Below are 23830 nucleotides of genomic sequence, written 5' to 3' on the forward strand. Positions count from 1 at the left end.
AGGGCGTACCGCCAGATTATTGGACAACCACACCGCTAAACTGCGACATGTTCGCCACGCTATTGTGGCAGTTTTACATCAATTTGCGACGCCGTGTCACCTGAATATCGAGGTCCGTGATTTTTTTCCGCAACGTATTTCTGTTGATCCCCAAAAGATCCGCACATTTCGCCTGATTTCCGCCCGTCGCATCCAACGCAATTTCAATGAGCGGCAGCTCTATCTCGCGCAAAATACGGTTATACAGGCCGTTCGGTGGCAACATATTTCCATGCAAATCAAAGTATCGCCGAAGGTGGCGCGCGACTGTCGCCGACAACTTTTCTGTGTCGGCACCCGAAATCAATGGACCGGCCTGAGGTTGAGCACCCAATACCGACTCGGCCTCGGGCAAAGAAATCTCTTCTGTCCGCGCAGTAAGAACAAGACGTTTGACCGCATTCTCCAACTGCCGCACATTCCCCGGCCAGGAGTAGGCTCGGAACAACTCTGTGGCCTCCTTAGAGAACACGCGCATTGGCGCGCCTTCCCGCTCGGATTTCGCCAAAAAGTGCTCCACAAGCAATGGGATATCATCCACCCGTTCGCGCAGTGACGGCACATGCAACGTTGCCCCGTTCAACCGATAGAACAAGTCTTGACGTATCTCGCCTTTTTCCATCGCGGCCGACAAATTGATCTGAGAAGTCGCCATAAACCGCGGTGCGTGGTCTCCTGGATTGTCGATCATGCGCACAATGCGGGCCTGACTTTCATCGTCAATATCGCCTATTTCATCGAATAAGACCGTGCCGCCTTTGGCTTTTGACAGCACCCGGATGGGACCTTCCAGATCGTTTAAATCAGACGCATTGACCACAATAAATGGCAACGCACGACGATCAGAAAAATCGTGCAACTCTTTGGCAATAAGAGACTTTCCTGTTCCGCTTTCACCAGAAATCAAAACGGGCAAATCGGTGTTCATGACTCGCGCGACCAAACGATACAAGGTTTGCATCGCCGGTGTGCGTCCGATTAGAGGCAACTCGTCGGGGCGTTCCGTGTCGGATTGAGAGGGCATCGGGGCACGACGCTTGAGTTCAAGCGCTTTGCCGGTACGCTTCATCAGATCCGGGAGATCAAACGGCTTGGGCAGGTAATCATACGCCTCGGCCTCGGCCGCTTGAATTGCGGTCATGATGGTATTTTGCGCAGAAATCACAATCACAGGCAGCCCCGGGCGGTCTTCGGCGATTTTCGGAAGCATCTCGAGCCCATTGCCATCCGGCATCATCACATCTGTGATCACCACATCGCCTTTGCCTTCACCGACCCATCGCATCAACGTGGTCAGCGACGATGTCGCATGCACTTTGCACCCCGCCCGCGTCAGCGCCTGCGTCAGAACAGTTCGGATTGTACGGTCGTCATCAGCAACAAGAACGGTTCCATCCATCACTTGGTCTCCTTTTGGGGTGAACGGGCAATTTTGGGGACACGCGGAAGCGAGACGCGAAACACGGTCCGCCCCGGCACGCTATCAACAGTGATCAATCCGTCGTGGTCTGAAATGATTTTGCTCACAAGGGCCAGCCCAAGGCCTGTGCCGTTTTCACGGCCTGACACAAACGGGTCAAACACATCCCCCTTAATGTCATTCGGCAAACCCGGCCCGTCGTCGGAAATTTCGAACTGAAGTGGCAGGGGCTGTCCTGATCCATCAGACCTCCGAAGACGGAACGAATGATCATAATAGGTCCGCAACCTGATAGTTCCTTTTTTATCAGCCGCTTCTGACGCATTCTTAAGTAAATTCAGAACCACTTGAAGAAGTTGGTCCGCATCCCCCAGAGCTAACGGAAGAGACGGGTCATATTCTTCGACAAAGGCCATATGCGCCCCAAATCCAACCTGCGCAGATCGGCGTGCACGGTCCAAGACGTCATGCAAATTGACGGGGGTGCTCTGAGGGGGGGACAGATTTCCAAACTGCTCGACCTGCTCCAAAAGCTTCACAATGCGGCGGCTTTCTTCAACGATCAAATCCGTGAGCTCCAGATCTTCAGGGGCAAGATTCATCGACAACAGCTGGGCGGCTCCGGTGATGCCTGCCAACGGGTTCTTGATTTCGTGCGCCAGCATTTCTGCCATCCCGATGGCCGATTTAACCGATGATTTTACGCCGTTTGGTCGTGTCATGCGTCCGGAAAGTTCACGCGGCGAAATCAGAAAAAGCATCTGCCCTGCGACGTTCGCCATGGGCGCAATCTGGAGATTGCATTGAACCGGGGGCATGTCACCTGTGCCCACATCAACATCGTTCACGAATAACGGTGTGCCATGATTTCTCGCCCGCAAAAAGGCATCTTCCAATGGGGCATCGACCATAATCTTGTCCCACACAGGCACCCCGCGCATGGATTTGGATGATGCATTCAGAAACCCTTCGGCAGCAGGATTAAGGCCCACAATTTCATCGTTGGCACCCACAAGCAGGGCCGGAACAGGCAGTGACGCCCAAATAGCTGGCTCAGTCGTCATGCGGCGTCTTTCTTTGTCGGGGTATCAAAGGCCTCGGGCAACAAGGCCAGCACTTGTTTTGGATCATGTGATGTCTGAATTTGACGGCGCAGGGCCGGATCTGTCTGGGCCACATCCATGTACCAGCCCAGATGTTTACGAGAGACTCTGACGCCAAGGTCGGCACCATAAAAATCAAGCATGGCCTCATAGTGCGCCCCAACCATATCCGCCATGGCCTTGTTCACAGGAATATCGGGCTCCGAAGAGCCATAAATATCCGCCGCAATTTGGGCCAACATCCATGGGCGTCCTTGCGCCCCGCGTCCAACCATCACACCGTCCGCACCGGATTGGCCCAAGGCTTGTCGGGCGTCTTGTGAATTCAGGATGTCACCATTCGCGATCACCGGAATGCCCACCGTCTCCTTGACGCTGGAAATCGCCTGCCAGTTGGCGTGCCCTTTATAAAACTGGCAGCGGGTTCTGCCATGGATTGTCACCATTTGTACCCCCGCATTTTCGGCGCGCTTGGCAAGCTCGGCGGCGTTCAACATGTTGTCGTCCCATCCAAGACGGGTCTTCAATGTGACGGGAATGGACACTGCGCCGACGACAGCCTCGATCAAAGTCAGCGCGTGATCCAGATCTTTCATCAATGCCGAGCCCGAAGCCCCTGCTCCACTCGAACTTGTGACTTTTTTGGCAGGGCACCCCATGTTGATATCAATCAAAACCGCCCCGTTTGCTTCGACGTGACGGGCGGCCTCGGCCATCCAATATGCGTCGCGCCCTGCAATCTGGACAGCCGTATTTTCGCGGCCAAACCCAAGTTCGGCCTTTTCCCGCACGCCCGGCTTGGACTGGACCATTTCTTGGCTCGCGATCATCTCGCTGACAACAAGGCCCGCGCCAAAGGACGACACAAGATTTCGGAACGGCAAATCCGTGATTCCAGCCAGCGGAGCCAAAAACACCGGAGGGGTCAACGAGAGATGTGCAACTTGAATGGTCACATGCTTAATCCTTGTGCAGCCCCCCTTGGCTAGCGCGGCATCACAACAATCTCAATGAAACAGCCTACAAATTTCGGGCAAAAATGTGCATGTGCCTATTTTTTAATCACCTACACAGGGTCGATTGCCAGTCTTGCTCGCAAGTTCTAGACAGGTGCCATGACAAATACACCTCATACACCGCCGCGTGGCACTGCTGCTCTGATTGTGGCGGCTGGGCGTGGAACCCGTGCTGGTGCGGGCCTGCCCAAACAATGGCGTCCATTGGCCGGACAGCGCGTCGCTGACTGGACCATTGCTGCATTTGTGGCGCACCCAGACATCGACCACGTTCTTGTGGTGACCCATCCAGAGGACGACGCCTTTGCCCAGAGCTTGGATGTACCCACTGTGCACGGCGGTGACACACGTGACGCATCTGTGCGCGCAGGTCTTGAAGCGTTGGCGCTGTCAGGATTCGATAAGGTGCTGATCCACGATGTGGCGCGCGCAGGCGTTTCCAAGCAAGTGATTTCCGATGTCATTGCGGCGCTGGATCACACCGACGGGGCGGCTCCGGCCCTCGCCGTCACCGATGCGCTTTGGCATGGCGCGGACCAACGCGTTACAGGCACGCAAGATCGCGAAGGTCTGTATCGGGCACAAACTCCTCAAGGGTTTTGTTTTGAGGCCATTCTGGTGGCACATCGCGCACACAAGGGCGGCGCTGCTGATGACGTGGCCGTGGCACGTGCGGCAAACCTTGCAGTTGCCATCGTTGACGGTCATGAAGACAACTTTAAAATTACCACTCCGGACGATTTCGCACGGATGGAGAAAGTGTTGAGACATCATATGGATATCAGATTGGGAAACGGGTTTGACGTACATGCATTCGAAGATGGTGACCACGTCACATTGTGCGGCGTCGACATCGCGCACACGCACGCACTAAAAGGCCATTCAGATGCAGACGTCGGGATGCATGCCGTGACTGATGCCATTTACGGGGCTTTGGCTGAGGGCGACATTGGCCGCCATTTTCCGCCATCCGAAATGGAATGGAAAGACGCGGACAGCGCAATTTTCTTGGAACATGCCGTGACGCTTGCGACCCAAAAGGGGTATCGCATTGGAAATGTCGATTGCACGCTGATTTGCGAACGCCCTAAAATCGGGCCACACGCCAGCGCGATGATGACCCGTATGTCCGAAATCATGGGACTTGAGACCAATCAGGTCTCGATCAAGGCGACAACAAGCGAACGCCTTGGCTTTACCGGACGCGAAGAAGGCATCGCAGCCCTGGCAACCGCAACACTCATTAAGGCATGAACATGGGAAATTTGATCGCGACAGTCTTTGGCGTTGGGTATATGCGCCCTGCCCCCGGAACATGGGGCTCTGCTGTGGGCACATTGGCGGCCTTGGGCCTGCATTATCTTGGCGGGTTTCCGCTTCTTGCTGCGGCAACGATTATTGTCTTTTTCGTGGGCTGGTGGGCCACAGCCGAGGCCACGCGCGGCAAAACCGATCACGACCCCAGCGAGATTGTCATCGACGAGGTCGCGGGTGTCTGGCTGACACTTTGGGTGGTGAGCTATGGCGCATGGCATGCGGGTCTTGATCCTCTGCGGCTTTACCCTGGTTGGATTGCCGGATTTGTCTTCTTTCGGGTGTTTGACATTCTCAAGCCCGGACCTGTGGGCTGGGCTGATCGGCGCGGCGATGCACTTGGCGTGATGCTGGATGATATGATCGCTGGCGTGTTTGCAGCCATCGCCGTCGGCGCCTCTGCGTATATTTTTCACGCGGTGCTGAGCTGATGACGTCGGCGCGCACTCTGCTTGCGACCTGTATCGCCAAAGGATTGCGCGTGACCGCCGCCGAGAGTTGTACAGGTGGCATGGTGATGGCGGCACTCACAGACATCGCCGGATCATCTGCAGTGGTGGATCGCGGATATGTGACCTATAGCAATCAAGCCAAAATAGAGATGCTTGGCGTGCAGCCGAGCACACTTGAGGCCGTAGGTGCCGTATCAGAAGAAGTCGCCCAAGAGATGGCACAGGGGGCACTGGATCACAGCGGGGCTGATCTGGCTGTTTCGGTAACAGGCATCGCAGGCCCCGGTGGGTCAGACTTCAAACCCGAAGGTCGCGTGTGTTTTGCCATCGCAACCCACCAAGGCTGCACAGCCGAAACCGTAGAGTTTGGGCCGTTGGGTCGAGAAAACGTACGTGAAGCGGCGCGGAATCATGGTTTGGCGCTTCTCAACAAGGCCGCATCCGCACATTGACGTCTTTTTAGACACATCGCGAAAATACCGCCCAATTATTAGACAAACTACAAATCGCCTATGATTGGGGCGCTTTGCGTTCATTTGCCTCTTTGTTTTGCAGGTGACTTCCGGTTTCTGACCGGAAACCACAAACAATACGGAAAGGAAGGACAATGAACGGAGCGGATACCGCCTGGATCATCGTGGCAACTGCCTTGGTCCTGTTCATGACACTGCCGGGCCTTGCCCTGTTTTACGGGGGCCTTGTACGCGCCCGCAACGTTCTCAGCGTCTTTATGCAAGTTTACTCAATCGCCTGTCTCATGAGCGTGCTTTGGCTGGCTTTTGGATATTCCATCGCGTTTGGCGACGGTGACAGCGGGTATTGGGGCGGCTTGGGCAAATCCTTTCTGTCTGGTGTGACCACAGACAGCCTGTCAGGCACAATTCCCGAAGTTCTGTTCTTTGCCTTTCAAATGACGTTCGCGATCATCACGCCTGCTCTAATTGTCGGGGCCTATGTCGAACGCATCGGGTATGGGTTTGTCTTGGTGTTCTCAGGCCTGTGGATGTTGCTGTGCTATGCCCCCGTGGTGCACTGGATTTGGGGCGGCGGATTTTTGGCGGATGGCGGCCTGTTTGGCGACATCGGTGTCAAAGACTTTGCCGGCGGTATTGTCGTGCACGAGACGGCGGGGATTGCTGCGCTGGTGATTGCTGTTGCTTTGGGGCCTCGCAGACACCGCACCACGCCACCGCACTCTCCGGGGTTTGTGATGATCGGCGCAGGAATGCTCTGGGTCGGCTGGTTCGGCTTTAACGGCGGCTCGCAATTGGCGGCCGACGGCGGCGCGGCAATGGCGCTGACAGTGACACATATTTCAGCCGCAACGGCATCTTTGACCTGGGCGCTTTGGGAAAAAATCAAATACGGCAAAGCCTCGTTGGTGGGCATCGTGACCGGCACGATTGCAGGGCTTGCATCCATTACGCCCGCCTCTGGGTTTGTCGGGCCAATCGAGGCACTGGTGATCGGCGCCATCGCCGGCATTTTGTGTCAAGAAATGGTCAATGTCATACGCAACACACTGAAAATCGACGATACGCTCGATGTCTTTGCAGTGCACGGTGTGGGCGGCATTTTCGGAATTATCATGATCGCGGTCTTTGGCGAGGGTACATGGCTCGCACAGTTGGGCGGTCTGGTTGTGGTCGGCGCCTTTACGTTTGTCGTATCTGTTGTGTTGCTCAAGGTGACTGCCTTGATCACGCCGCTGCGCGTCGATGCCGAAACCGAAGTCAACGGCCTGGACCTCAGTGTGCACGGGGAACGTGCGTATGACATGAATTCGTAAGACACAGTCCCACTCACGGACATGTCGAGATGGGCGGGCCGCATGGTCCGCCCGTTTCAATTTCTTACACTATATATGCGCACGGCGCTGCTCTGGCTAAGTATTCAGCGCCGCACCGAGGTCAGATGCAGAGGCATCATGCGTTAAGAGCGCCCAATTTCGATCCGTCGCCGATTGACTGATAAGCCCAACCGATTTTTGCGTCACGCGCACGGTGCGCGCACTTTGGGACATCGGCGCATCCAGATCATGAAAGACCGTATGGACGGTTCCATTCGTCAACGTGATCTCCAACTGTGCCTGCATTTCGGTCAGGGTCGGGGCAGTCACCACAGACACGCGGTCGCGCAGCGCCACAATCTCTGGGTCACGACACAGGGCATCCGCATAGCTGTCCAGCGCTGCAGTCGCATGCCCCATAAGCGCCATGGCCACCACCATGCGATATGAAAACTTGGCCTCAAGTCCCGTATCTGGCGCCTGTTGATTACACACGGTCATCCAACGCGGGTGCGTCTGAACCACGATGCTATCAATATTTTCGGGTGACATGTCGGGCACTTTGGCCAACGCTTCGAGCGTGGCATGCAGCCCATGACAACACGCATGAAACTTGTGGCTAATGCCATCAAACAACCAATCGGCCCCCAAACCATCCAGAGCCGACATATCGGCTTGACCAAAATGGGTGTCCCCAAACCCCTGAGCCGTATCAAGACCCAGTGCATTTGCCTGAAAACCACCCTGAACAAGCAACGCAGCTTCAACCCCGTTGGCCGCTGCAATTCCGGCGTTATACGGCTTACCCATAGTGCCAAATTGCGACTTCAGACCCGAGGCACGCGTGGCGACCAACCCCAAAGCCATGGCGGTGTGTTGCGTATCAAATCCCAAAATACGCGCCGCCGCTGCCGCCGCACCAAAGGCACCAGCTGTGCCTGTTTGGTGAAACCCTGCCTGATAATGGTCGCGCCCCAACCACATCCCGATGCGGATAGATGTCTCCATTCCGATCAGCGCCGCCACCTGAAGGTCACAGCCCGACGTGCTCTGGCGCTCTGCCATGGCGAGCGCCGCAGAGATCACAGCGACACTTGGATGACCTATATGGGCGAAATGCGTGTCGTCATAGTCAAGCGCGTGCGACGTCGCCCCGTTGACCAAAGCTGCGGCCCGCGCTGGCACACAGATATTGTCCCCAAACACATGCGACTGAGGGGTGCCCTGCTCTTGCAAGGCCAAGCCACGCGTGATTTGCGCCACGGGTTCTTGGGCGCCAGCCGTGCCAACAGCCATCCAATCCAGAAATGACAGGCGCAGCATATGTAGAGTCGCGCTTGGGATCGTCTCGGGCGGTGTTGTGGCCACAAATCCGGCGAGTGTCTGGGTGATCATGCCAAGCCTCCTATCAAGAGCCAATGGCCCTGTTTATGAACCGTAGAGCGCCTCTGCACGGGTTTCAAAGGCGCGGACAATGCGCTGCATGGCTTCGTTAAAGACAACGCCAATGATGCCCTGCAAGATCGCACTTTTGAATTCAAAGTCCACATAGAATGACACATCGCACCCACCGTCCACATCTTTGAAGTCCCACGTGGATTTCAAAAACTTAAACGGGCCATCAAGATATTCGGTGTTGATGCTTTTGGTCTCGGGATACAGCACAACGCGACTGCCAAAGCGCTCGCGGAAGACTTTGAAAGAAATCACAAGATCCGCCAGCATGACCAAGGATTGATCTTGGGGCGTGACAGATCGCACCCTCGCTGCCGAACACCAAGGCAGAAACTTGGGATAGTCAGCAACATCCGCCACCAGATCATACATCTGTTGGGCAGAATACGGCAGCGTGCGGGTTTCAGAATGGGTTGGCATTTTTTGGCGATTTCACATGACACTGGTGGCCCATTTCGTATGATGTGCACAGAAAATCAAGGGGGTCTTATGCCTGAGCGTCCATATGTCATCGATCAGATGATTTCTGCCAAGTCAATTGCAGCCCGTATCGAAGAGTTGAGCCGAGAGATTTCGAGCGAGTTTTCCGGTACGGACAAGCTTGTCGTCGTGGGGCTGTTGCGCGGCTCGTTTGTGTTCATCGCCGATCTGGTGCGAGAGCTTGACCTGCCTGTCGAGGTGGATTTCCTCGAGGCTTCGTCCTATGGAAATTCGACCGAAAGCAGCAGAGAAGTACGTATTCTCAAAGACTTACGCGGCGAAATTGAAGGGCGTGATGTGTTGATCGTCGAAGACATCGTCGACACGGGCCACACGCTGAGCCACGTGCTCCATCTCTTGGAATCGCGTCATCCTGCAAAGATGCGCACCATTGCATTGCTCGACAAGCCATCACGACGCGAAGCAGATATCCGGGCGGATTGGATCGGCTTTCAAATTCCCGATGAATTTGTCGTGGGGTACGGAATTGATTTCGCACAACGCAACCGGAACCTGCCGTTCATTGGTAAGGTTCGCTTTGCGGAATGAATATTCGGCACTATTTGCGGATGGCACGATGGGCACGCAACCCGCCATCCGCGGGCCGCGTCAAAATGATCTTCGCCATTCTTATTGTCTGTATCGTGGTCTGGATGCTTGAGCGTTGGTTGGGCTGGCCGGATGCCCTAACGCCGAACTATGCCCCAAAAGGGCGTGTTCTGCGCTAGAGATCGGACATAACTTTAGGCCTGTCCAAGTTTTTCGTTGCGTGCCAACCGCAATTTTTCAAAATCATCCCCCGCGTGATACGACGAGCGCGTCAATGGTGTGGCTGACACCATGAGAAAACCCTTGCCGTATGCAGAGGTTTCATATGCCTTGAACTCTTCAGGCGTGACAAACCGGTCCACACCGTGGTGTTTCGGGGTCGGCTGCAGGTATTGCCCAATTGTCAAAAAGTCGATGTCCGCTGCACGCATATCGTCCATGACCTGTTGTACGGCTTGCTTGTCTTCGCCAAGGCCCACCATGATTCCGGATTTCGTGAAAATCGACGGATCCATTTGTTTGACGCGCTCTAAAAGACGCAACGAATGGAAATATCGCGCACCCGGCCGCACCGTTGGATACAGCCCGGGAACCGTTTCGAGGTTATGGTTAAACACATCCGGTTTGGCCGCCACAACGGTCTCGAGCACAGACGGATCACATTTCAAAAAGTCCGGTGTCAAAATTTCGATCGTGGTTTTAGGGGACCGATGTCGCACGGCGCGAATTGTTTGGGCGAAATGTTCGGCACCGCCATCCTCAAGATCATCCCGATCCACCGAGGTAATCACCACGTGATTCAACCCCAATTTCTGCACGGCATCCGCCACACGCCCCGGTTCAAAGGTATCCAGCGCATTGGGTTTACCCGTCGCAATATTACAGAATGTACACCCACGCGTACAAATCTCACCCATGATCATCATGGTCGCGTGCCCCTGACTCCAGCACTCTCCCGCATTCGGACACCCAGCTTCTTCGCAGACTGTCACCAGCTTGTTGTCACGCATGATCTTTTTTGTGGCGTTATACCCTTCGCCTGTGGGGGCTTTCACCCTAATCCAGCTGGGTTTGCGCGGTTGCACATTGTCAGGTCGGTGGGCCTTTTCAGGGTGGCGTTGTTCGGGGACTTTGAGATCGCGCACGGATAGCTTCCCTTGGGTCAAATACTGATTGAGTTGTCTTAGCATACCGTGATGTTCAAAGAAGGGCCAGACCTGCATAACAGCCATGCATTTGGTACGAACACCCATAGCGACGAGATGCACATTGCACCAAGATTAGAATCGTTTTAAATGCACCCAAATTCAACTTTCTCTCGAGGAACATTCCCATGCATTCAGGCGTAAAAGTCCCCGCAGTGACCTTTAAAACCCGCGTTCGTGACGAAGCCATTGGCGGACCAAACCCGTTTCGTTGGCAAGACATGACCTCGGATGACTATTTCGCAGGCAAGCGCGTCATTCTTTTCTCGCTTCCTGGTGCGTTCACTCCGACCTGCTCGACCTATCAGCTTCCTGGTTTTGAAAAGATGGCGGCCGAATTCAAAGAGCACGGAATCGATGCAATTTATTGTATGTCCGTGAACGACAGCTTTGTGATGAACAAATGGGCCGAATCGCAAAACCTTGAAAATGTTTCGGTCATTCCGGACGGTTCGGGCGAATTCACTCGGAAAATTGGTATGCTGGTTGCCAAAGATAACTTGGGATTTGGTGCACGCTCATGGCGGTATGCCGCGATCGTCAACGACGGCACTGTCGAAGCATGGTTTGAAGAGCCAGGCCTCAGCGACAACCACGGCGAAGACCCTTATGGCGTTTCTTCCCCTGAAACACTGATGGAGCACCTTAAGTCAGCGAAATCTGCTGCTGCTTAAGACGCTTAACAGCATTGAACGGCCTGTCCCAACCGGAGAGGCCGTTTTTTTGTGCCCAAATTGCAGTGAGAAACAAAAAGAGACGGCGCACCATCTCGGCGCGCCGTCATTTCGCTCGCTGTTGGCTCAAAACTTCAAGCGAAACCCCTGGAGGGTCTATCCAATCATACGCCCTGCACCCCCTGCTTGTGAACGATAATATTCACTCAACCGAATTAGAGCGATTCTCAGCACAATTTTTCCGGATCGCGCCGACCAGCCCAAACGCTTTTCCGCGGTTTCCAACCCTTCAAGCATACAGCAGCATCGCAACGCGACATCGGACAACCCCTCACCCAGCTCTTGTAATGCCTCGGCAACGCGCCCCTGAGCAGCTTTGGCCCCATCATTCAATCCAGGGTCTGGCCGATAGGTGTCACGATCATGCCCTGCCAAGAACTTATCCCAACTTTTGTTGGCGCGTCCGCCCATCTGGGCCAATTCAAAGTCCTCGCGCAGCCGTTCACCGGCTGACACGAGGTCAGGTGCCAGAAACGGATTCCCAGAGCGATCCCGCCGGCGTGCCAAAGCAGATAACGGGGAATCTGCCATATTGAACCGCATCGGACGTCGCGACGGGCCTGCCTCAAGGCCTTCACCAAGATGCGCATCGGCAAAGACAGCCTGCGTTTCGGCAAAACCCTGCGCCTTGTTTTCGTCTTCGGCCATCAATCGGTTCAGTGCCGTACGGCCCGTGGCGGTAATGCAGTATCGCGAAATCCGCCCTTCGGTTTTACAGGCAATCCAATCCTGAAGCGCCATCGCCTGAGCGATCGGTCGATCCACGACGGCTGTACGTGTCGATCCCCCATCCGGTAAGTCCCGCACCACAACCGCTTTTTCCATATCTGCAGCAATCGCAAGCACGGCCCCGTTTTCACATAGCCGCCGTAATATGCGGCGTCCTTCGTTCGCAAGCGTTTGTGTGTCCGGCAAATCATCCTGAACTTGTTTCTCGGCCATCTGGCGGGTCTCCTTGTAGCGGATATTGGATTTATGTTGGGAAATCTGGATAGAAAGCCGGATCAAAGCCTGATCCACCAGAAGATCATCCCGGCGCGTTTCCAATTTGCGAACCTGACGTAAGACAGTAGAGGCGTGACATTCACCCGCGCGGGCGATTTGTCGAATGGAAACTCCCATTTCGGTATGCACCAAATATCGAGACACAGCCGCATCCACCCACTCTGGCAGGCGGCGCATTGTTTCCAAATTTACTCCAATCTTCATACGCGTATCCTCGGCTTTAGAAACTCCCCCACCAGCAGGCAGGAAAACTCTAAAATTGTTCACAAATTAGGCCAAGTTCGTTACCTAGCTGTTAACGTTCGGCTTATTGGATTTAGATTGTTTCCAAATCATGAACAGTTACAAAAACACCCGCTCGGCACTTTTCGAGCTCGCGCAACACCCTTATAAGTTGTGCAATGATGTTCTCGCCAACCAACGAGGACAAGATCATGAAAGATATCCTAGGAATTCTCAACGACTTGCGACGCCCACGTTTGTTGCTGCGCGCAGCGCGGCTTGGGGCAGACGAATATAGTCGAAATCAACACCTCAAACGCCATCTTGGATATGGTGCGTTTCCGCGAAGCGGCCCTGCCTTGATGCGATTGCTCGAGCTAGAATCAGACATAAATGACAAGCGACGCACAAGCGACGCAAGCTATTCACTGGTCAAACATGTTGATGTTTTGATTGCCGTGTTGGGCGAGGCACGCCTATTGCGCGCCTCGCGACCTGTGTCTTAGAGGAAAGAATCCGGCATGTTTTCTTTCTTTTGAGCAACATATGCGTCCAACGCCTCTTTGATGGATGGATCCATCGCAGGCTGTTCATATGTATCAAGCAGCTTGGTGACACGGTTCGCAGCCAACGTACGCGTGTCGCGTGCGCCCTCTTCTTCCCATGTCTCAAATGGTTTGTAGTCCAGCAAATCCGACTTCCAGAAGGCCGACTTGAAGTTCGCTTGAGTATGCGCGCATCCAAGATAGTGCCCACCCGGCCCTACTTCGCGAATAGCATCCATCGCCAGATTATCGCCATCAATCGGAACACCTTTGGCCAAACCATGCAGCGTGCCAAGCTGATCTGCATCCATGACAAATTTCTCAAAATCTGCCACCAGGCCACCTTCGAGCCAACCGCAAGAGTGCAACATAAAGTTCACACCTGACATCAACCCCATGTTCAGCGAGTTCGCAGTCTCGTATGCCGCTTGCGCATCCGGCAACTTGGACCCACAGAATGATCCAGCAGATCGGAACGGCAGGTTCAAACGGCGTGCCAATTGGCCAGCACCATAGGTCACAAGAGACGCTTCGGGCGTTCCGAACGTCGGCGCGCCCGAGTTCATATCAATCGAACTGACAAAGGCGCCAAAGATCGCCGGAGCGCCAGGGTGCACGATCTGGCTATAGGCAACACCGGCCAAGACTTCGGCCAGAACTTGGGTCAGCGTACCAGCCACCGACACAGGTGCCATCGCGCCACCCACAATGAATGGCGAAATAATGCAGGCCTGATTGTTCTTGGCATAGACTTCAAGCGAACCCATCATGACATCATCAAATGTCATAGGCGAGTTAATGTTCGTCAAAGACGTCATCACGGTATTTTGCTGAACAAAATCTTTGCCAAACAAAATTTCGCACATCTCAACGGAATCTTGTGCGCGGCTGGGTTCGGTCACAGAACCCATAAAAGGTTTGTCGGACAACGTCATATGCGCCATCAACATGTCTAGGTGGCGCTTGTTGACAGGTACATCTGTTGGTTCACAGACCGTGCCACCCGAATGATGCAACCACTTGGACATATACGCCAGTTTCACGAACTTGCTAAAATCGTCCATCGTGGCATAGCGGCGCCCGCCATTGATGTCGCGCACAAAGGGCGGGCCGTATACAGGGGCCAGAACCAAGTTTTTGCCACCAATCACCACAGATTTTTCAGGATTTCGGGCATGCTGGGTGAATTCGGACGGGGCCGTCGCACAGAGCTTGCGCGCCAACCCACGAGGAATGCGCACGCGCTCACCTGATACGTCCGCTCCGGCCTCGCGCCAGCGATCTAGTGCCGCAGGATTGTCGACAAAGTTCACGCCAATCTCTTCGAGCACGGTCTCGGCGTTATACTCGATCACTTCCAACGCTTCTTCGTTCAGAACTTCAAAGTTCGGGATATTGCGCTGAATATATTTGGCTGTCTCAAAAGAGACGGCTCCGCGTTCTGCACGGCGGGCGGCCCCTCCGCCTCCACGGGTACGACGGCGCGGTGTTGCTTCTGACATGTCGGTTCCTCACCTCAAAGGCGTTGCGTTTCACAGTATATCTAGCCCGACTCGAGGGTGTCCCGTCGAAGGATTGCGGCCATTAAGGTTTAAAAGCGACATTCCGCACGCTTCCTGCGTTACGTCATCAAAAATACATGCTCATCCAGACACAGCCAAATCGGCGCAAAAATTCTTCTTTTGGGCAATCAAATATCAATCCCACTTGCGAAAATGTCTTGAAAACCTTATGCGGCTGACATGAGTGATACATCCCACGCCCGCCTTCTTATCATCGACTTTGGCAGTCAGGTAACGCAGCTGATTGCGCGCCGCCTGCGCGAGCTCAATGTCTATTGCGAAATTCACCCCTATCAGAATGTGTCGATGGACATGGTGCGCGAAATGGCGCCCAAGGCCATTATCTTTTCCGGTGGCCCAGACTCTGTCACCCGTGACGGCAGCCCGCGCGTCCCGCAAGAGATCTTCGACTATGGGGTTCCAATCTTGGGCATTTGCTATGGCCAACAGGTGATGATGCACCAGTTGGGCGGCAAAGTCGAAAGTGGCCACGGCACTGCCGAATTCGGCCGCGCCTATGTCACGCCCAAGAACTCCGTCGACCTTCTTGATGGCTGGTTCGCGGACGGCGACGAACAGGTCTGGATGTCACACGGCGACCACGTCAGCGAAATTGCACCAGGTTTTGAGGTCTATGGCACCTCGCCCAATGCTCCTTTTGCAATCACCGCGGACCCTGCCCGCCATTTCTATGCCGTTCAGTTCCACCCAGAAGTGCATCATACCCCGAATGGTGCCAAATTGTACGAGAACTTTGTCAAATTGGCTGGATTCACAGGCGACTGGACAATGGGGGCTTATCGCGAGCAAGCCATCGAAGCGATCCGCGCACAAGTCGGGGACAAGAATGTCATCTGTGGCCTGTCGGGCGGCGTCGACTCTTCTGTTGCGGCCGTCTTGATCCACGAAGCCATCGGCGATCAGCTCACGTGTGTATTTGTAGACCACGGTCTCTTGCGCCAAGGCGAAGCCGAAGAAGTGATCACCATGTTCCGTGATCACTATAATATGCAATTGATCCACGCCGACGAACAAGAATTGTTCCTTGGCGAGCTTGACGGCCAGTCCGATCCGGAAACCAAGCGCAAGATCATCGGGCGGCTGTTTATCGATGTGTTCCAAAAACATGCCGATACAATCGATGGCGCCGAATTCTTGGCACAGGGCACCCTGTATCCTGACGTGATCGAATCTGTGTCCTTTAGTGGCGGCCCGTCCGTCACCATCAAATCGCACCACAATGTCGGCGGTTTGCCTGAAAAGATGGGCCTCAAGCTTGTTGAGCCGCTGCGTGAATTGTTCAAGGACGAGGTCCGCGCTTTGGGGCGCGAGCTTGGGTTACCGGCATCGTTTATTGGCCGTCACCCCTTCCCTGGGCCCGGCCTTGCGATCCGTTGTCCTGGCGAGATCACCCGCGAGAAGCTTGAGATTTTGCGCAAGGCCGATGCGGTCTATATCGATCAAATTCGCAAGCACGGCCTGTATGACGAAATTTGGCAGGCTTTTGTAGCGATTCTGCCGGTTCGAACCGTTGGCGTTATGGGGGACGGGCGTACATATGATTATGCCTGTGCCTTGCGTGCGGTGAATTCCGTGGATGGCATGACGGCAGATTATTACCCCTTCTCGCATGAATTCCTTGGCGAAACCGCCACGCGGATCATTAACGAAGTCAAAGGCATCAACCGGGTGACCTATGACATCACCTCGAAACCTCCGGGAACAATCGAGTGGGAATAACCCAGATTAAAGGCGCCTATGGCGCCTTTTTTATTGCCCTCAGCAGACAACGATCAAAGCATTCAAAAAACTGGTTTCCCTTATCCAAAGGCTGACGCACAGTGCAGTATCCGCGCCAGCCGATCGCTGGTGAATATCCGTTGACCACCTCCGAGGAACAGTATGGGACCCAAAACACGCGCACTGATGGCCAGCCTACTATTATGTGGCGCATCTTCAGCTTGGGCGCTTCCACCTTTGGCATGTGAAGGACGTGACCCGAACTGGGTCATGACCCTTGCCGGGCCCATCGCGCAATTGCGCCACCCGGACCAAACAACCGTCAATTTTCAGGTGACTCACACCGAAATCGCCCAAGGTCGACACATCTGGCCACAGATTCAGACACTGCATTCAGAACACACTTCGGGCCATGTGTTGATCAACGAAACGTCTTGTGCACTTGGCCTCTCGCGTTGGCCCATCATGGTGCACGCGATGTTTCCCCAAGGTGTATCGGGCAATGACACACAGGCCTTGTTGACCGGATGCTGTACGGTGGCAGAATGAACACCATCACCCAAGCGGCCCTGTGGATGAGCGGCGCAATCCTGTCGTTCTCATCAATGGCCATCGCGGGGCGCGCGGTCTCTTTGGAGCTCGATACATTTGAAATCATGATGTACCGAAGTTTTGTCGGCGTGGTCATTGTCTTGATCGTGTCAGGCGTATCCGGCACATGGAATCAGATCACAACGCGCTCGATGGGGACACATCTGGCGCGCAACGCTGCACATTTTACAGGGCAGAACCTATGGTTTTACGCCCTGACCATGATCCCTTTGGCGCAGGTCTTCGCGCTTGAATTCACCTCGCCCCTGTGGGTTTTGATCCTTTCTCCCCTAATTTTGGGTGAAAAGCTTACCAAAACACGCGTACAAGCAGCTATTTTGGGATTTGGGGGCATCCTGATTGTCACCCGCCCCGGCGCAACACCGATAAGCCCGGGACTTGTGGCTGCAGCAGCCTCGGCAATCGGATTTGCATTTTCAATCATGTTAACCAAGCGACTGACACGCACCGAAACGATCACGTGCATTTTGTTTTACCTGACGGTCATGCAAGCCATATTCGGGATCATCTGTGCCGGTTGGGACATGGACATTACCTTGCCGTCTGCAAAAGCGGCCCCTTGGCTGGTTCTTATCGGGTGCGCAGGACTATTGGCGCATTTTTGCCTGACAACCGCATTGCGGATCGCGCCAGCAACCGTGGTGATTCCAATTGATTTCTTCCGGCTGCCCCTGATCGCGGTCATTGGCATGGTGCTCTACGGAGAACCTTTGGAAATGGCAGTGTTTCTTGGAGCGCTAGCCATATTTAGCGGAAATTATCTGAATATCCTAAGCGAAACCCGCAAAGCGCAAGAAACGGGTCGCGCGCCTTGATAGCGACCTATAGCAAGCTGGCATGACCAAAGTTTCACAAAAATCAATGTCGACGCAAGCTTGGGCAGAGTTGCTGGTTCTGGGATGCATCTGGGGCGGCGTGTTCCTTGCCGCGCGCCTTGCGCTGAACGAGGTTGGTGTGATCACCGCCGTCGCTCACCGGACCTTTTGGGCTGCGTTGGTCTTATGGACAGTCGTCATTGCCAAGGGACTAACGCTGCCACGCAGTTGGCGCCTTTGGGGGGTATTTATGGTCATGGGACTATTGAATAATCTCATTCCATTTGCTCTCCTGAACTGGAGCCAACTGTATATTGAAAGCGGCCTGACCTCGATCTTTAATGCCACCACGGCCATCTTTGGCGTCATCGCAGCGGCGATATTTTTTGCCGACGAAAAACTGTCACCGCGCAAAATCATAGGGGTCGGCTTTGGATTTCTAGGCGTTGCGACAGCTATTGGTTTGGAAAATCTGACCCAATTTGACCTGCGCAGCATTGCCCAGCTGGCCGCGATCACCGCCACGATATCCTATGCCTTTGCCGCCGTATGGGCACGTAAACATCTTAGCGATCAGCACCCAGAGATTGCTGCTGCAGGAATGCTCACCTGTTCTGCCGTGATCGCCATCCCGGCCGCGATACTTGTGGATGGCCCAATTTCGTTCGATCTTGCGCCCGTCACAATTGGCGCGCTCACGTATATTTCAGTGGTCGCTACGGCTGGCGCTTACTTGTTGTATTATCGGGTCATGCGCATGGCCGGCATCGGCAATCTGTCACTGGTCACCTTGTTGATCCCGCCTTTTGCAATTGGGCTTGGGGCACTGGTGCTTGGCGAAACCATTTCCTCGAATGCCTATGCCGGATTTGCCCTTTTGGCGTTGGGATTGTTGATATTGGATGGCCGTATCATGACATGGTTGCGCCGCAGCTAAGGCCAGAACCCCCTCAAACACGCACCCTTTGCACAGGACCAAGACCTGATTTTGGTTTGACCCCCTGTATCAGGAAGGCTACGACATCTTTCCAAGCCAGAGGGTCGAGCCATGATCTATACATCCGCACAACAATGGCGCGACGCGCCCGAGAAAAAAGTCATGCTGTTTGGCATGTCTGGACTGGGTAAAACCCATGTCTCGAACCTCTTGCGCGCTCAGGGTGACTGGTTTCACTATTCCATCGATTACCGGATCGGCACGCGCTATATGGGCGAACATATTGCCGATAATGCCAAAGCCGAAGCGATGAAAGTGCCGTTTCTGCGCGAACTTTTGATGACTGACTCCATCTATATTGGCTCGAACATCACATTTGATAATTTGGCACCGCTGTCGGCCTATTTGGGAAAACCGGGCGCGCCAGAAAAAGGTGGCGTGCCCTTTTGCGAATACATGCGCCGCCAAGAGCAGCACCGTGTCGCCGAAATTGCCGCGCTGCAGGACACGCCGCATTTCGTGCACCGCGCCCATGACCTTTATGGCTATGACCACTTTGTCTGCGACACAGGCGGGTCAATTTGCGAAGTTGTGGACCCGTGGGACAAGGCTGATCCTGTGCTGTCTGCATTGGCGCAAACAACGCTTATGGTTTGGATCAAGGGGTCGGATGCGCATACAGATGAATTGGTGCGCCGGTTCGATCGCGCCCCAAAGCCCATGTATTATCAGCCTGAGTTCCTCCATGCGCAATGGGACGCGTATTGCGCGCACACAGGACAGCCAGAGGCCCAGATTGATCCCGACGCATTTGTGCGCTGGACCTATGCCCGCGCGCTTGAACACCGTCAGCCGCGCTATGCGGAAATGGCCAAATGGGGTGTGACAGTTGTTGCCGAAGACGTCGCCAACGTGCGATCCGCTGCAGATTTCGAAAATTTGATCGCAGAGGCCCTTTCCCACCCAGCATAATCTGCCTAGTTTCAGCCCCTTAACCTATCTTCAGGAAAGACAATACAATGCCCATCAAGATCCCCTCAGACCTGCCTGCCTTTGACGTGCTAACGCGCGAAGGCGTGATGGTGATGACAGAGGATCAGGCCGCACGGCAGGATATCCGGCCCATTCGCATCGCATTGTTGAACCTGATGCCCAAGAAAATTCAGACCGAAAACCAGTTTGCCCGCCTGATCGGTGCGACCGCGCTTCAGATCGAATTGACCCTACTGCGGATGACGGAACACAAAACCCGCAACACCGCTGCCGAGCACATGGCAGAATTTTACCGTCCGATCTCTGAAGTGATGGAGTCCGGTGAGAAATTCGATGGCCTGATCATCACCGGAGCGCCGATCGAGCACCTTCCGTTTCCTGACGTGACCTATTGGGCAGAACTGGAAAAGGTCTTTGACTGGACCCAAACCCATGTGCATTCGACCTTTGGCGTGTGTTGGGGCGGCATGGCCATGATCAACTATTTTCACGGTGTGAAAAAACACATCCTTGATCACAAGGCGTTTGGGTGTTTTCGACATATCAATAAAGATTCCGCATCGCATTATTTGCGCGGATTCTCGGATGATTGCGTCATTCCGGTCAGCCGCTGGACCGAAATGAAGCAAGATGAAATTGACGCCGTCCCTGCCCTGCACACGTTGCTCAGCAGTGACGACGTCGGCCCTTGCCTTGTCGAAGACAAAGCCCGGCGCGCGCTCTATATCTTTAATCATTTCGAATACGACAGTGACACGCTGAAGCAGGAATATGATCGCGACGTCGCCGAAGGCACCCCAATCAACGTTCCTGCCAATTACTATCCGAACGACGACCCAAGCCTGCCGCCTTTGAACCGTTGGCGCAGTCATGCACATTTGTTGTACGGCAACTGGATTACCGAGCTGTACGAGACGACGCCTTTCGACATGGATCAGATCGGCAGCTGATATGTGGCTGGGTCTGGCAGGAATTCTGGGCCTTTTCGTGCTGTTTGTACACTGGAAGGCGCGCCGCCATGAACGGCGTGCCCAAGCAAGCCACCCGCCAGAAGGCACATTTTTGACCGTCGACGGCCACCGTGTGCATGTGGTTATCAAAGGCTCGGGGCCTGATCTGGTGTTGATCCATGGCGCCAGCGGCAGCACGCGCGACATGACGTTTGAACTGGTCCACCATCTGAGTGACAGGTATCGTGTCATCGTGTTTGACCGGCCTGGTCTGGGATATACCGACAGGATATCGAACACCGGAGCCACTCTTGTGCAGCAAGCGGATATTTTGTCAAAGGCCTGCCTACAACTTGGCGCCGCCCGCCCAATCGTGATGGGTCAAAGCTATGGCGGATCTCTGGCGCTGGCGTGGGCCGTGCATTTCCCCGACCGGATTGCGGCCTTGGTGCCTGTCGCAGCGCCCTCAAGCGTCTGGGCACGGCCTCTTGATACCTATTATACGATCACATCCCATCCGGTCCTTGGCCCGCTGGTGATTCCGCTGCTGACGGCCTTTGTCAGCGACAGCTATGTCGATACCGTGCTTGCCAGCATCTTTGTTCCGCAAGACGAACCCGCAGGATACGGGGCCTATTTCGGGCCGGGCTTAACCCTGCGGCGCGCCAGCTTGCGTGCCAATGCCTTGCAACGCGCCAATCTTTTGTCCGAGATCACAACGCTGTATCCGCGCTATGGCGACATTGCGGTGCCAACCGAAATTCTGCACGGTGACGCCGACGTTATTGTTCCGGCTTGGAACCACTCGGAACGCCTTGTGGCGCGTATTCCCGATGCCAAACTCACCCTGCTCTCAGGCATTGGGCATATGCCGCATACCGTTGCGCCAAAGGCCGTCAGCGACGCAATTGACCGCGCCGCAAGACGTGCCGGATTGCACTAAGCCCCGCGCATCGCCATATTAAAAAGAAAACGGAGAAATTCCATGGAGCTGCCCTTTGATGGCGCAATCAGCGCCTACTACAAAAGCGATGCACCAGAAGACATTCGCAACGCCATTCGGCGCGCAGACAAGAATGACATTTTGGATCTGGACTTTCCATATTCCGAGCGCCTGAACCGCAAGTCATACGAGTCTGATCTGGCCAAACTTCAGATCGAACTGGTGAAAATGCACCATTGGGTGAAACAGTCCGGTGCGCGGGTATCCCTGGTGTTTGAAGGACGCGATGCAGCCGGAAAAGGCGGAACAATCAAAAGGATACGGGAAAACCTTAATCCACGTGGCGCGCGTGTGGTTGCGCTGTCCAAGCCGACAGAAACCGAACAATCCCAATGGTATTTTCAGCGCTATATTGACCACCTGCCCGCTGGTGGTGAGATCACGTTTTACGATCGGTCTTGGTATAATCGCGGGGTGGTTGAAAAGGTCTTTGGGTTTTGCACCGAAGAGCAGCGCGCGCATTTTTTCAATCAAGTGCCCGATTTTGAACGCATGCTGGCCGATGAAGGCATTTATCAAATCAAGTTCTGGCTGAATGTCGGTCGTGCCGAGCAATTGCGGCGGTTTTTACGCCGTGAATCCGACCCGCTCAAACAATGGAAACTGAGCTGGATTGATGTCGAAGGACTTAAGAAATGGGATGCCTACTCCGAGGCCATCCAGCAAACCCTGAGCCGCACACACACACCCGAGGCCCCATGGACTGTGATCCGCTCTGATGACAAACGCCGCGCACGTCTTGCTGCGATCAGAACAATTTTGCACGCCCTGCCCTATGATCACAAAGACACGCGCGCCTTGGGCGAGATAGACACAACGATCTGCGGTGGACCGGACATCTGGCATGTCTAAACGTGGATACCATCACGGCAATTTGCGCCAAGCCCTCGTCGAAGCGGCGCTGAAGCTGATCGAATCCAAAGGGCCAACCGGCTTTACGCTGTCCGAAGCCGCCAAACAGGCCGGCGTTACACCGGCGGCCGTGTATCGACATTTTGAAGGTCGCGAGGATCTCATTGCCGAGGCCGCGCGCCAAGGATATGAGATTTTCGCCGACCTCATGCAATACGCCTATGACAAAGGCCAGCCATCGGCTTTGGCGTCATTCGAGGCCACAGGGCGCGCATACCTTGCATTTGCGCGCAAATACCCTGGACATTATATCGCGATGTTCGAAAGCGGGATTTCCGTCAACCGCACGCCGGAACTTGCCTCGGTGGCCACGCGCGCACGCGGCGTTATGGAGCATGCAGCTGTCGAGCTTAGCCAACATATTCCACCGGAAAAGCGGCCCCCAGCCAGTATGTTTAGTGCACATATTTGGGCGATGAGCCACGGGGTTGTCGAATTGTTTGCCAGAAACTCTCCGGGCACCCAAAGCCCCTTTTCACCCGAAGATCTATTGGAAAGCGGTATTGGCGTCTATTTGCGCGGATTGGGTTTGATCACGCCCGATCAATAGATCATTGCCAAAAACCATCCCATGCAAAAAGGGCCACCCAATTGGGCGGCCCTTTTCTATGTGTCGTAAAGCAACGATTAACGCTTGGCTATTCGGTAATTTTAAAAAATAATAAATTTCAATTACTTATAGAGCACCATTATTAACTGCTAATAAGATGCTACTTTGGCATTGGCTTCGCTGGATTTCCAATTACAACTGTATTTGGAGGCACATCTTTAGTCACAACAGCACCCATTCCAACAGTAGCACCCTTCCCAATTACAAGAGGCTTTGACTGCGAGCCTTGCTTCAAAACAGCACCTGTACCTATGTAAGCGTAGTCCTCTATCACAACATTTCCGTTACAAGATACGCGAGGAGTGAAGTGGTCCTGCTTTTTAGGACAGGTTTGCGGCTTGGCTAAGATGCATCTGGTTTATGTTCAT

25 protein-coding genes are annotated in these 23830 nt (G+C 54.4%); 17 read left to right on the plus strand and 8 right to left on the minus strand.

Going from position 1 to position 23830, the window contains the following annotated elements; genetic code table 11:
* Nucleotides 1–73: 73 nt before the first annotated feature.
* From FAP39_RS07470 to dusB, 3 genes are read right to left on the minus strand one after another with little or no spacing between them, the layout of a single operon-like run.
* A complete protein-coding gene (locus FAP39_RS07470) occupies nucleotides 74–1438 on the minus strand; it encodes a response regulator (protein WP_138015770.1) in 1365 nt (454 codons plus the stop codon).
* Nucleotides 1438–2523 carry a two-component system sensor histidine kinase NtrB gene (locus tag FAP39_RS07475; RefSeq protein ID WP_138015771.1) on the minus strand — a complete coding sequence of 362 codons (1086 nt, stop codon included), beginning with the start codon at nucleotides 2521–2523 and terminating at the stop codon, nucleotides 1438–1440. The genes FAP39_RS07470 and FAP39_RS07475 overlap by 1 nt, the downstream gene beginning before the upstream one ends.
* Nucleotides 2520–3518, minus strand: coding sequence for a tRNA dihydrouridine synthase DusB (gene dusB, locus FAP39_RS07480; RefSeq protein WP_246059001.1), 999 nt, complete (start codon nucleotides 3516–3518; stop codon nucleotides 2520–2522). The genes FAP39_RS07475 and dusB overlap by 4 nt, the downstream gene beginning before the upstream one ends.
* Before the next feature lie 159 nt (nucleotides 3519–3677).
* On the opposite strand from dusB, the gene FAP39_RS07485 reads away from it, so the two are divergent.
* The 4 genes from FAP39_RS07485 (at nucleotide 3678) to FAP39_RS07500 (ending at nucleotide 7133) form a co-directional block, all read left to right on the plus strand.
* Nucleotides 3678–4832, plus strand: a complete 1155-nt coding sequence (locus FAP39_RS07485) for a bifunctional 2-C-methyl-D-erythritol 4-phosphate cytidylyltransferase/2-C-methyl-D-erythritol 2,4-cyclodiphosphate synthase (protein WP_138015772.1) — start codon at nucleotides 3678–3680, stop codon at nucleotides 4830–4832.
* Nucleotides 4829–5323 (plus strand): phosphatidylglycerophosphatase A family protein, encoded by a 495-nt coding sequence (locus FAP39_RS07490; RefSeq protein ID WP_138015773.1) that lies wholly within the window; start codon nucleotides 4829–4831, stop codon nucleotides 5321–5323. The genes FAP39_RS07485 and FAP39_RS07490 overlap by 4 nt, the downstream gene beginning before the upstream one ends.
* The gene (locus FAP39_RS07495) at nucleotides 5323–5796 is read left to right on the plus strand and encodes a CinA family protein (protein ID WP_138015774.1); all 474 of its coding nucleotides are present in this window, start codon (nucleotides 5323–5325) and stop codon (nucleotides 5794–5796) included. Before FAP39_RS07490 ends, FAP39_RS07495 begins: the two co-directional genes overlap by 1 nt.
* A 155-nt stretch (nucleotides 5797–5951) precedes the next feature.
* Nucleotides 5952–7133 (plus strand): ammonium transporter, encoded by a 1182-nt coding sequence (locus FAP39_RS07500; RefSeq protein ID WP_138015775.1) that lies wholly within the window; start codon nucleotides 5952–5954, stop codon nucleotides 7131–7133.
* Between the two features lie 96 nt (nucleotides 7134–7229).
* On the opposite strand, the gene FAP39_RS07505 is transcribed toward FAP39_RS07500, so the two are convergent.
* Nucleotides 7230–8528, minus strand: a complete 1299-nt coding sequence (locus tag FAP39_RS07505; protein WP_138015776.1) for an MmgE/PrpD family protein — start codon at nucleotides 8526–8528, stop codon at nucleotides 7230–7232.
* A 33-nt stretch (nucleotides 8529–8561) separates the two neighbouring features.
* Nucleotides 8562–9008, minus strand: a complete 447-nt coding sequence (locus FAP39_RS07510; RefSeq protein WP_138015777.1) for a type II toxin-antitoxin system RatA family toxin — start codon at nucleotides 9006–9008, stop codon at nucleotides 8562–8564.
* A 69-nt stretch (nucleotides 9009–9077) separates the two neighbouring features.
* Between FAP39_RS07510 and hpt the strand changes: the two genes are divergently transcribed.
* On the plus strand, nucleotides 9078–9617 hold the full coding sequence (gene hpt, locus FAP39_RS07515) for a hypoxanthine phosphoribosyltransferase (RefSeq protein WP_138015778.1): 540 nt from the start codon (nucleotides 9078–9080) through the stop codon (nucleotides 9615–9617).
* On the plus strand, nucleotides 9614–9796 hold the full coding sequence (locus tag FAP39_RS07520) for a hypothetical protein (RefSeq protein ID WP_138015779.1): 183 nt from the start codon (nucleotides 9614–9616) through the stop codon (nucleotides 9794–9796). Before hpt ends, FAP39_RS07520 begins: the two co-directional genes overlap by 4 nt.
* 15 nt (nucleotides 9797–9811) lie before the next feature.
* Here the strand turns inward: FAP39_RS07520 and lipA are convergent, their stop codons facing one another.
* Nucleotides 9812–10762: a lipoyl synthase gene (gene lipA / locus FAP39_RS07525; protein ID WP_138015780.1), complete on the minus strand. Its 951-nt coding sequence runs from the start codon at nucleotides 10760–10762 to the stop codon at nucleotides 9812–9814.
* A gap of 188 nt (nucleotides 10763–10950) precedes the next feature.
* Here lipA and FAP39_RS07530 point away from each other — a divergent pair, with 188 nt between their 5' ends.
* Nucleotides 10951–11496 (plus strand): peroxiredoxin, encoded by a 546-nt coding sequence (locus tag FAP39_RS07530; protein WP_138015781.1) that lies wholly within the window; start codon nucleotides 10951–10953, stop codon nucleotides 11494–11496.
* A gap of 156 nt (nucleotides 11497–11652) precedes the next feature.
* Here the strand turns inward: FAP39_RS07530 and FAP39_RS07535 are convergent, their stop codons facing one another.
* Complete coding sequence (locus tag FAP39_RS07535; RefSeq protein WP_246059003.1) at nucleotides 11653–12765, minus strand: DUF6456 domain-containing protein; 1113 nt, start codon at nucleotides 12763–12765, stop codon at nucleotides 11653–11655.
* A gap of 230 nt (nucleotides 12766–12995) precedes the next feature.
* Here FAP39_RS07535 and FAP39_RS07540 point away from each other — a divergent pair, with 230 nt between their 5' ends.
* The gene (locus FAP39_RS07540) at nucleotides 12996–13289 is read left to right on the plus strand and encodes a DUF6477 family protein (RefSeq protein ID WP_138015782.1); all 294 of its coding nucleotides are present in this window, start codon (nucleotides 12996–12998) and stop codon (nucleotides 13287–13289) included.
* Here FAP39_RS07540 and FAP39_RS07545 read toward each other — a convergent pair.
* Entirely contained in the window at nucleotides 13286–14830 is a 1545-nt protein-coding gene (locus FAP39_RS07545; RefSeq protein WP_138015783.1) for a trimethylamine methyltransferase family protein, read from the minus strand. The two genes, FAP39_RS07540 and FAP39_RS07545, sit on opposite strands and share 4 nt — an antisense overlap.
* A gap of 240 nt (nucleotides 14831–15070) precedes the next feature.
* On the opposite strand from FAP39_RS07545, the gene guaA reads away from it, so the two are divergent.
* The 9 genes from guaA (at nucleotide 15071) to FAP39_RS07590 (ending at nucleotide 23402) form a co-directional block, all read left to right on the plus strand.
* Nucleotides 15071–16630, plus strand: coding sequence for a glutamine-hydrolyzing GMP synthase (gene guaA / locus FAP39_RS07550; RefSeq protein WP_138015784.1), 1560 nt, complete (start codon nucleotides 15071–15073; stop codon nucleotides 16628–16630).
* A 162-nt stretch (nucleotides 16631–16792) separates the two neighbouring features.
* The gene (locus FAP39_RS07555; RefSeq protein ID WP_138015785.1) at nucleotides 16793–17179 is read left to right on the plus strand and encodes a hypothetical protein; all 387 of its coding nucleotides are present in this window, start codon (nucleotides 16793–16795) and stop codon (nucleotides 17177–17179) included.
* A complete protein-coding gene (locus tag FAP39_RS07560) occupies nucleotides 17176–18057 on the plus strand; it encodes a DMT family transporter (protein ID WP_138015786.1) in 882 nt (293 codons plus the stop codon). The genes FAP39_RS07555 and FAP39_RS07560 overlap by 4 nt, the downstream gene beginning before the upstream one ends.
* Before the next feature lie 22 nt (nucleotides 18058–18079).
* On the plus strand, nucleotides 18080–18994 hold the full coding sequence (locus tag FAP39_RS07565; RefSeq protein ID WP_138015787.1) for a DMT family transporter: 915 nt from the start codon (nucleotides 18080–18082) through the stop codon (nucleotides 18992–18994).
* A gap of 111 nt (nucleotides 18995–19105) precedes the next feature.
* Complete coding sequence (locus tag FAP39_RS07570; RefSeq protein WP_138015788.1) at nucleotides 19106–19966, plus strand: ATPase; 861 nt, start codon at nucleotides 19106–19108, stop codon at nucleotides 19964–19966.
* Between the two features lie 47 nt (nucleotides 19967–20013).
* Nucleotides 20014–20937 carry a homoserine O-succinyltransferase gene (locus tag FAP39_RS07575; protein WP_138015789.1) on the plus strand — a complete coding sequence of 308 codons (924 nt, stop codon included), beginning with the start codon at nucleotides 20014–20016 and terminating at the stop codon, nucleotides 20935–20937.
* Between the two features lies 1 nt (nucleotide 20938).
* Nucleotides 20939–21880, plus strand: coding sequence for an alpha/beta fold hydrolase (locus FAP39_RS07580; protein ID WP_138015790.1), 942 nt, complete (start codon nucleotides 20939–20941; stop codon nucleotides 21878–21880).
* Between the two features lie 42 nt (nucleotides 21881–21922).
* Nucleotides 21923–22792, plus strand: a complete 870-nt coding sequence (gene ppk2 / locus FAP39_RS07585; protein WP_138015791.1) for a polyphosphate kinase 2 — start codon at nucleotides 21923–21925, stop codon at nucleotides 22790–22792.
* The gene (locus tag FAP39_RS07590; RefSeq protein ID WP_138015792.1) at nucleotides 22785–23402 is read left to right on the plus strand and encodes a TetR/AcrR family transcriptional regulator; all 618 of its coding nucleotides are present in this window, start codon (nucleotides 22785–22787) and stop codon (nucleotides 23400–23402) included. Before ppk2 ends, FAP39_RS07590 begins: the two co-directional genes overlap by 8 nt.
* Nucleotides 23403–23830: the final 428 nt, after the last annotated feature.

Source organism: Shimia litoralis (assembly GCF_005518135.1).
Taxonomy (GTDB): Bacteria; Pseudomonadota; Alphaproteobacteria; order Rhodobacterales; family Rhodobacteraceae; genus Shimia_E; species Shimia_E litoralis.